We start from the raw sequence: 6,073 nt of genomic DNA on the forward strand, positions 1-6,073 counted from the left end.
AGGATCGGTTGAACGCCGCTGTTCGGGGGAACGCCTCACCGAAAACAAGCACCATTCGCCAAACCTATTGTGAAATAGGGACGGAAAGCCACGGGTCTTGAGACAGACAGCCGGGTTGCCAGAAAGTCAGGTGACCCGGCTGTTCCATTGTTAACCTGACGCGGTTGCGACACTCCGATATGTACAGAAACTTCTACCATCTCAAGGAAAGACCCTTCGACCATACCCCCGACCCGGAGTTTCTCTATCTGTCCAAGAGCCACCGGGAGGTCCTCGCGTCGATGGTTTACGGCATCACCTATGCGAAGGGATTCATTCTCGTGGCAGGGGATGTGGGGATCGGCAAGACGACCCTCATCCAGGCGCTCCTGAAGGAACTGGGACCGACATTTCTCGTCGCCCTCATCAACAACCCTCGGCCCGGTTTTGCCGAGATCCTGTTTCGCCTCTCGAAAACCCTGGGCATCCCGTTCAGCGAGACGGCCCACACGCTGGAGTCTTACCACCACCTGAAAGTGAAGCTCGAAAAATCGGACAAGGAGGGTAAGCGGACGGTATTGATCATCGACGAGGCCCATCTGCTCTCGGAGGAATGCCTCGAAAACATTCGGCTTCTTTCCAATTATGAAACCGAGACACGAAAATTGATCCAGATCGTCCTGGTCGGTCAGAACGAGATTTACCGCACCCTTCAGCAGGATTCCCTGAAATCCCTGAAACAGCGGATCGTCATCAATCGCATCCTGGAGGCCCTGGACCGAAACGAGGTCGAGAAATACATTCAGCACCGCCTGCGCGTGGCGGGCAGGCAGACCCCCCTGTTTGATCGAAAGGCGCGCGCCCTGATCTGGGAGAAAAGCCGCGGCGTCCCCCGGGTCATCAACCACATCTGCGACAATGCCCTGATGACGGGGTATGCCTTATCCTCTCGAAAAATCGGTGAAAAGATCATCACGGAAGTGATCGAGGATATGGAGTCCGGCTATACCACAAGAAAGCTCCCGACCCTCGAGAAAAGCCCCGGCCGGAAGCTCGCGTTCCCGGCCGCGCTGGTATCGGCGATCCTCATCCTGCTCCTGGCCGGCTATATCCTGAAAAACAGGCATGACGATACCGGCGGGAAGGCCGGCATCGAAATCACGGCCACCGACCAGGTCGATCAACAGACGCCCCCGGGTCAGCAGCCGGCAGCCGGGAGCATCAACGGGAATCGTGTCGACGCGCCCGCCCCCCCCAAAAGAATGGCAGATGAAAAACCGGTCGCTGCCGATAAGGTCGCTGCCGATAAGGCCGCTGCTGATAAAGCCGCTGCCGATAAGGCCGCTGCCGATAAGGCCGCTGCCGATAAGGCCGCTGCCGACAAGGCTGCTGCCGACAAGGCTGCTGCTGATAAGGCTGCTGCCGATAAGGCCGCTGCCGATAAGGCCGCTGCCGATAAGGCCGCTGCCGATAAGGCCGCTGCCGAAAAGGCCGCTGCCGAAAAGGCTGCTGCCGAAAAGGCCGCTGCCGATAAGGCTGCTGCCGATAAGGCTGCTGCCGATAAGGCTGCTGCTGATAAGGCTGCTGCCGATAAGGCTGCTGCTGATAAGGCCGCTGCCGAAAAGGCCGCTGCCGAAAAGGCCGCTGCCGAAAAGGCCGCTGCTGATAAGGCTGCTGCCGATAAGGCTGCTGCTGATAAGGCGGCTGCCGATAAGGCTGCTGCCGATAAGGCGGCTGCCGATAAGGCCGCTGCTGAAACGCATACCGAGAAGAAGAAGTTGCTGATGGAGGTCCTCAAGGGCATCCAGTGACACGGGCAAACCACGCGAAGCGCCGCGGCAGCCGCAATCGTGGTGCGACAACCAGCCGCCAAAAACGGATAAGGCATGTACAGACGCTTTTACCGCCTTGACAGAATGCCGTTTGACGGCACGCCCGACCCCGAGTTTCTCGACCTGTCCGGGCAGCATGGGGACGTTCTGGATTCTCTGGGCCGCGCCCTCTCCTCGGGCAAGGAATGGCTTCTCGTCGCAGGCGATGCGGGGACCGGCAAGACGACCCTGATTCAAGCCCTCATGAGGGAGCTGGACGCGAATGCCGTCATCATCCCGGTCAACCATCCCCAGACCGGCTTTGAAGGGATCGTCTACGACCTGTCACGGCAGTTGAGCATCCATTCCATCGACCGATCCAACCCCGTCGATGCATACGCAAAACTCAAATTCAGGCTCGCGCAGGTCCGCAAGGGCGGAAAATGGGCGGTATTGATCATCGATGAGTCCCACCTGCTGGACGAAAACGCCCTGGCGTCGGTGAGACGATTCGCCGATCATGTCAATGAGGACCAAACCCTGCTCCAAGTCGTGCTGGCAGGCCAGCCAGAGATCCTCGAAACCCTTCGGAAAGGCCCCCCGCCGACGATGGCGGAGCGGATCGCCATGTCGTTCGAGCTCCGACCTATGGGAAAAGAGGCGGTCGAGGCCTTCATCCGGCATCGGCTTCGCATCGCGGGCAGGGAAAAACCGCTGTTCGATCCAAAAGCCCTTGTCCTGATCCGGAAAAAAAGCGGCGGCGTGCCGAGGGTCGTGAACCTCATCTGCGACCATGCGCTCCTCATCGGCCATGCCCGCAGGTCCCGCAAGATCGATGCGCAAATTATCCAGAAAGCGGTTGACGACATCGAATCCGGCCGCCCCGCGATGTCATTCGCTTTCTATGAACGGACGAGGCATCCCGGGAGGACCTTGTTCATCGCGCTGATATCGTTTCTGGCGTTCTTCCTGATTGACGGGTATCTATCCAAAACAGATATGACGGCGCCGTCAACACCCGGCGTGGGCCAGGCGCCGCCCATCCGAAACAACGGCCCGGAACCGCCTACCTTTTATACATCTCCTGAATTGGATGACCTCTCCTTCCGGGCAACCCGCAGGGGCACGGCGCGCCGTACCCCTACAAGGATCCTCCGCCGCCGCCCGGCGGAACCGGAATCAGAACTGCTCCTCCTCGGTGGACCCTTTCATGGCCCCGACGGAGCTCTCCCCCCGGGTGATGCTGTTCATGAGGCGGTCGAAGTAGCCGGCACCCACGAATTTCTGGTGGCTGGTAGCCATATATCCCTCGGCGCGTTCATGCCGGAACTCTTCCTGCTGGAATTTTGAGTAGGCGGCCATCCCCGATTTCCTGTAGCTCTGGGCCAGGTCGAACATCCCCAGGTTGAGGGTGTGGAACCCCGCCAGGGTGACGAACTGGAACTTGTAGCCCATGGCCGAAAGCTCCCGCTGAAAGCTGGCGATGGTGGCGTCGTCCAGGTTGGCCTGCCAGTTGAAGGAGGGGGAGCAGTTGTAGCTGAGGAGTTTTCCGGGAAACTTTGAATGGATGCCTTCGGCAAATCGCTTGGCCTGCGCCAGATCGGGCCGGGAGGTTTCGCACCAGATCATGTCGGCATAGGGCGCGTAGCTGAGCCCCCGGGCGATGGCCGCCTCGACGCCGCTTTTCACCCAGTGGAAGCCTTCGGACGATCGCCCGTTCCCGATGATGAAGGGCCGGTCCCGCTCGTCGATGTCGCTGGTGATGAGGTTGGCCGCGTCCGCGTCGGTCCGGGCGATGAGAACGGTGGGCACGTCGCAGACATCCGCGGCCAGGCGCGCGGCGATGAGCTTGGTGATGAACTCCCGGGTCGGCACCAGCACCTTTCCGCCCATGTGACCGCATTTCTTGGCCGAGGAGAGCTGGTCCTCGAAGTGGACCCCGGCGGCGCCGGCGTCGATCATGTCCTTCATCAGCTCATAGGCGTTGAGGGGCCCGCCGAAGCCGGCTTCAGCGTCGGCCACGATGGGGGCGAACCAGTAGGGGCCTTCCTTGCGGCAGTCCAATACCTGGATCTGATCCGCCCGCCGGAGGGCGTTGTTGATCCGCCGCACCACCGCCGGAACGCTGTTGGCCGGGTAGAGGCTCTGGTCGGGATACATCTCGCCGGCCAGGTTGTTGTCGGCCGCGACCTGCCATCCGCTCAAGTAGATGGCCTGGAGCCCGGCCTCCACCTGCTGGACCGCCTGGTTGCCGGTCAGGGCCCCCAGGGCCGCCACGTAAGGCTCGGTCTGGAGGAGGCGCCACAGCCGCTCGGCGCCGATCCTGGCAAAGGTGTGCTCAATTCTGAGGGTGCCCCTCAGGTTGAGGACCTCGGCCGCTTTGTAGGGCCGCAAGATGCCCGCCCAACGGGGATCTGTTTTCCACCGGGTCTCGAGGGCGTCGATTTCAGCAAAATCGATCTCATGGCAGGAGTGCCGTTTTTCCAGTTCAATGGCTTTCTCTTCGACGGTCAGCATCGTGGGTTCCTTTCTTGGGGGTCGGTTTCAAAGCATCGGTTCAGTAAAAACAAGGGAGAAGGGGTGCACGGCCGCTCGCCCGTCCCTATTCAAGCAGTTCATAGGCGCGGAGGGTCAGAAAATCCGCAAACTCCGGGTTGGCGATGATGTCGTCGAACAACCGGGCGGCCCGCTGATAGTTGCCCTTCTCAAATGCCTCGTCTCCCGAGGCCGCGCGGATCTTGGCCAGCTCCTCGGCCGTGACCGCGCGGAAGAGGTCCAGGGTCACCTTCCGTCCGTCCTCCAGGATTCCCAGTGGATGGTGGACCCACTGCCAGACCTGGGTGCGGGAAATCTCGGCCGTGGCAGCGTCCTCCATGAGATTGTAGAGCGGCACGCAGCCGTTGCCCGAGAGCCAGGCCGCCATGTATTCGATCCCCACGCGGACATTGGTGCGCAGCCCGCCTTCGGTAATGGTCCCCGCGGGCACCTTCAGCAGGTCGTCCCGGGTCACGGCCACATCCTCCCGCAAGCGGTCGACCTGGTTGGGCCGGGGCATGAGCCGGTCGAATTCCGCCCTGGCGAGGGCCACCAGCCCCGGATGGGCGACCCAGGTGCCGTCATGGCCGTCGGAGGCCTCGCGGATCTTGTCGTCCCGCACCTTCTGAAGCGCCGCGGCGTTGGCCTCGGGGTCGCCCTTGATGGGAATCTGGGCCGCCATGCCCCCGATGGCGTGGGCGCCCCGCCGGTGGCAGGTCTTGACCGCCAGAAGGGAGTAGGAATGCATGCAGTGCCGGGTCATGGTGATCTGCGCACGGTCGGGGAAGATGTACCCGGGCACCTTCCTGAAGCGCTTGATGAAGCTGAAGATGTAGTCCCAGCGGCCGCAGTTCAGCGCGGCGACGTAGTCACGCAGTTCGTAGAGGATCTCGTCCATCTCAAAGGCCGCGAGGATGGTTTCGATCAGGACCGTGCATCGGATCGATCCCGGCGGCAATCCAAGGGACTTCTGGGAGAAGGCGAAGATCTCGGCCCAGAGACGCGCCTCGCGGTGGCTCTCCAGCTTTGGCAGATAGAGGTAGGCCCCCGTGCCCCGTTCGAGCAGTGCCTGGGCGTTGTGGAACAGGAACAGTCCGAAGTCGACCAGCGCGCCGGACGTGGGCGCTCCATTGTATGAAAGGTGCCGCTCGACGAGGTGCCATCCGCGTGGCCGGACCGTCAGGACGGCAGGCGTGCTCCCGAGCCGATACTCTTTTCCCTCGGGACTGCGATACGAGATCGTCCTGCGAACGGCATCCATCAGGTTGACCTGGCCGTTCAACACGTTGGCCCAGGTCGGCGACAGCGAATCCTCGAAGTCCGCCATGAACACCCGCGCGCCCGAATTCAGCGCGTTGATCACCATCTTGCGCTCGGTCGGACCGGTGATCTCGACCCGGCGGTCCGTCAGGTCGCGCGGCAACTCCCGGACACGCCAGTCAGCGTCCCGGACGGCCCTGGTCTCGGCAAGGAAGTCCGGCAGTGCGCCGCCGCTGATGCGTGCCTGCACGTGCTCGCGCCGCGCGAGCAGTGCCTGCACCTCGGAGGCGAACTGCTCGTGCAGCGCTCCGATGAATGCCAGGGCCTCGGGCGTCAGGACCCGGTCACGCTGCGGATGGTCCTCAGCCGTGAAGTGCGATCCGGGCACGACGCGCGGGCTGGCGCTGGCGCGGGATGAGGCTTGGGAGGTGTCGGGTGAGTCCATGGCGTGATTACCTGCTGGGATTCAATGGGTCGACGACGCGGCG

The 6,073-nt window shown here is 62.3% G+C and carries 3 protein-coding genes, 1 pseudogene and 1 riboswitch; of the genes and pseudogenes, 2 read left to right on the top strand and 2 right to left on the bottom strand.

The genetic code is table 11. From position 1 onward, the window contains the following. Positions 1 to 47 precede the first annotated feature (47 nt). Positions 48 to 123, top strand: a riboswitch (cyclic di-GMP riboswitch). 56 nt (positions 124 to 179) lie between these two features. Together ACEW8N_RS11165 and ACEW8N_RS11170 are read left to right on the top strand one after the other, a co-directional pair. Next, the gene (locus ACEW8N_RS11165) at positions 180 to 1,790 is read left to right on the top strand and encodes an ExeA family protein (RefSeq protein ID WP_373499901.1); all 1,611 of its coding nucleotides are present in this window, start codon (positions 180 to 182) and stop codon (positions 1,788 to 1,790) included. Positions 1,791 to 1,895: 105 nt separating this feature from the next. Further along, a pseudogene (locus ACEW8N_RS11170) lies at positions 1,896 to 2,366 on the top strand (ExeA family protein); the annotation flags it as partial. Between the two features lie 603 nt (positions 2,367 to 2,969). Here ACEW8N_RS11170 and aceA read toward each other — a convergent pair. Both aceA and aceB read right to left on the bottom strand, forming a co-directional pair. Next, positions 2,970 to 4,307 carry an isocitrate lyase gene (gene aceA, locus ACEW8N_RS11175; protein ID WP_373499902.1) on the bottom strand — a complete coding sequence of 446 codons (1,338 nt, stop codon included), beginning with the start codon at positions 4,305 to 4,307 and terminating at the stop codon, positions 2,970 to 2,972. Positions 4,308 to 4,392: 85 nt separating this feature from the next. After that, complete coding sequence (aceB, locus tag ACEW8N_RS11180) at positions 4,393 to 6,030, bottom strand: malate synthase A (RefSeq protein ID WP_373499903.1); 1,638 nt, start codon at positions 6,028 to 6,030, stop codon at positions 4,393 to 4,395. Positions 6,031 to 6,073: the final 43 nt, after the last annotated feature.

The sequence above is a fragment of the Desulfococcus sp. genome, assembly GCF_041737845.1.
GTDB lineage: Bacteria > Desulfobacterota > Desulfobacteria > Desulfobacterales > Desulfococcaceae > Desulfococcus.